Origin of the sequence: Streptomyces sp. E2N166 (assembly GCF_003671715.1) — a bacterium.
GTDB lineage: Bacteria > Actinomycetota > Actinomycetes > Streptomycetales > Streptomycetaceae > Streptomyces > Streptomyces thinghirensis.
Map to the genome: position 1 here is coordinate 722,447 of NZ_RAIF01000012.1, position 1,303 is coordinate 723,749.

The 1,303-nt window shown below is 75.1% G+C and carries 1 protein-coding gene and 1 pseudogene; both read left to right on the forward strand.

Going from position 1 to position 1,303, the window contains the following annotated elements; translation table 11 throughout:
* Positions 1 to 16: 16 nt before the first annotated feature.
* Entirely contained in the window at positions 17 to 1,042 is a 1,026-nt protein-coding gene (locus tag EBH09_RS11050; RefSeq protein WP_121746816.1) for a MoxR family ATPase, read from the forward strand.
* A pseudogene (locus tag EBH09_RS38810) lies at positions 1,042 to 1,303 on the forward strand (hypothetical protein); the annotation flags it as partial. The gene EBH09_RS11050 and the pseudogene EBH09_RS38810, both read left to right, overlap by 1 nt.

The following is a 1,303-nucleotide window of genomic DNA, read 5'->3' on the forward strand; positions in this document are numbered from 1 at the left end:
CTCGGAGAGAAGAACCATGCCCCTGTGGCCCGTCTACACCGGCGCGCCGGCCCCCCACGACGGCATCACCAAGCTGCCCCCGCCGCCGCCCTGGCGGGCCTTCGACGGCCACCCCGTCCTCGACCCGCCGGACGAGGACGGCGACGCCCCGGCCACCTCGCCCGACCGCGTCCACCGGGCCGCGACCTACCAGGCCTCCGCGCACACGGTGCAGTTGGTCAACGCCGCCCTGTACCTGCGGCGCCCCCTGCTGGTCACCGGCCCGCCCGGCACCGGCAAGTCGTCCCTCGCCTACGCGGTCGCCCGCGAACTGCGGCTCGGCCCGGTCCTCCGGTGGAACATCACCAGCCGCAGCACCCTCCACGACGGCCTCTACACGTACGACCCGCTCTCCCGCCTGTACGCGGCACGCCACGCCACCGGACGTCCCGACGACCCGGCGACCGGGACGGGCATCGAGAACCACCTGCGCCTCGGCCCGCTCGGCACCGCCCTCCTCCCCTACGCCCGCCCGCGCGCCCTGCTCATCGACGAGATCGACAAGAGCGACCTCGACCTGCCCAACGACCTGCTGCACGTCCTGGAGGAGGGCCAGTACGAGATCCCCGAACTGGTGCGGGCCTCCCGGGACATCCCCGACGGGCGTGCCGAGGTGCTGATCGACGGCACCGACCAGCGGGTCCCCGTCGAGCGCGGCCGGGTCCGCTGCAAGGCCTTCCCCTTCGTCGTCCTCACCAGCAACGGCGAGCGCGAGTTCCCGCCCGCGTTCCTGCGCCGCTGTGTCTCGCTGCGTCTGCGGCAGCCGGACGACGACCACCTCGCCGAGATCGTCCGCGCCCACCTGGGCGAGCCCGACGGGTACGCGCAGCAGCTGATCGACCGGTTCCTGTCCCGGGTGGGCAGCGGCGAACTGGCCACCGACCAGCTCCTCAACGCGATCTACCTGGCCCGTTCCTCCGGCCTCGGCACCGACTCGCTCGACGAGCTGGCGGAACAGCTGATGCCGTACCTGGGCCGTTCCCCGCAGCCAGACGCCTTCTGATGCCCGCCGACCGCCCCGGCCCACCGGCGCCCCTCCCCCGCCTGGCCGACATCCTCGGCCAGGCGGCCTCGGGCGTCCGCCCGACCCCGCTGGAGCTGGCCGAACTCCTCTGGCTGGCAGCACAGATGGAGCAGCCCGGGGAGCCGGGCCTGCCGACTCCGGCGGCTCCGGCGGCTCCGGCGGCCGAGACGGAACCCCCGGCGCCGGCACCGCCCGCGCCCCGGGTGACGCCGGAGCGGCACCGGCAGGGCGGGCCACCCC